This is a genomic window from Aeromonas sp. HMWF015, from assembly GCF_963878965.1.
Taxonomy (GTDB): domain Bacteria; phylum Pseudomonadota; class Gammaproteobacteria; order Enterobacterales; family Aeromonadaceae; genus Aeromonas; species Aeromonas veronii.
This window is the reverse complement of sequence record NZ_CAWNZT010000230.1, coordinates 1-1,550: the sequence shown is the minus strand read 5'-3', so window position 1 is coordinate 1,550 and position 1,550 is coordinate 1. Positions and strand designations below refer to the sequence as shown.

At 52.9% G+C, this 1,550-nt stretch carries 1 protein-coding gene and 1 pseudogene; both read left to right on the top strand.

Annotated elements, in window-relative coordinates:
* Positions 1 to 951: pseudogene (locus tag AACS18_RS12510) on the top strand (replication endonuclease); the annotation flags it as partial.
* A gap of 290 nt (positions 952 to 1,241) precedes the next feature.
* A partial coding sequence (locus AACS18_RS12505; RefSeq protein WP_181363276.1) for a DNA adenine methylase occupies positions 1,242 to 1,550 on the top strand: 309 nt, incomplete at its 3' end.

Below are 1,550 nucleotides of genomic sequence, written 5' to 3'. Positions count from 1 at the left end.
GCCAAATACATTGCCAAGAACATCGACGGCGCCTACCTGGACGATGACGAAGAGGCTGGCACCGCCGCCGATGAGGGTGCCCTGCATGCCGTGGCTTGGGCCAGTTGGTGGGGCATTCGCACCTTCCAGCAGATCGGGGGCGCCCCGGTCGGGGTATGGCGCGAGCTGCGCCGCATCAGCAACGCCAAGAAGCATGCCGATCTGGTTGGCCCACCAAAGCCCGTGCTGCAAGACCCACGCTTTGAGGCAGCCCGCTTTGCCGCAGATAACGGCATCTTTCGCTGCTATCTGCACGCCATGGGTGGCGCACTGGCAACCCGTGCCGAACACCCAATCAAACTGGCCCACCTCATCGAGGAGCAGGCCAACAGCTATGGCGAAGATATCAAACGCCTGATGGGCATCACCTCCTCTCGCCTGGGCATCAAGACCCGCCTGCAAGGGTGGGAGATTGTGCCTGCCGGCACCCATGAAGCCAGGAAAGCCGCCGAGGCTGCAGCGAGGGGGGTTGGGGTTCAGACGGGCGACAGCCCGGCACCTTGGAGCTCTGACAATAACTGTACGCTGCCAGATCCTGATACCTTCACAGACCAGATCATGAGGGAGCAATGGGGCTTATCGCCCTTCTCTATAGGCAGATTACGGGCTGGTGGTAGTGTCAGGGCTGACGGTTTCACCCTCTGGCTTGAGAACGGCCAATTGCAGTCGAGTCGATCGTTACCAAGCGAGCCGGATTGGCAGCCAGAAGGACTGCTGCCTGCCGAACAGAATCTGCCTGATGAATACGCAGTACCTGAAGGCGATCCGGACTGGCCGATGCTGGTCGAACTGTGCGGCGAGGTCTACCAGGCACAAGGCCACGCCGGGGCCCACCGCTGGATCGAGATGCTGCCGGAGCCGTACCGGTCTGAGATGTGGGCGAAATTGGAGAAACTGGACACCCCAGAGTAGATGAAGGAACAGAATGATTACAGCTAGGAGTGAGCATGAACAGTATGCAAATCGTCAGCTACGAAACAAGGGGGTATCCGTAGCACACCATTAGACGAGTCCTAGACTAACAAGCAATGACTGAATAGGACTCCATAGACAATGTTCCCTTAATGAAGATGGAGCATAACGGAACCTACCAAACACTTCATTTTCATCAACCTAAACCGAGGCCAGCTAACTATCTCGATTGCATAATTGTAGATAATATGCAACCATTATAGTAATAATCATTAGAGTGGCTGTAATATATGGATAAGAGAATCCTCGAACATGAGGCAATCAAACAACTTAGCAAAAAATCCGTGCGTAAGTTGTTCGGGGTTCACGATATCCCAAGAGCAAGCTCCCCATTCCGTTACCCAGGAGGAAAAGATAAACTAGCATCTTTCCTTGCTATTTTTTTAACGCACAACAAATTAAAAAATGTGCGGTTTATTGAGCCATTTTGTGGAGGCGCAGGAGCATCCCTCTCTTTGCTTTTAGGTGGATACGTTAAAGAGATCCACCTAAATGACAAGAATTTTGCATTGTATTGTTTTTGGGATCAATTATTAAAC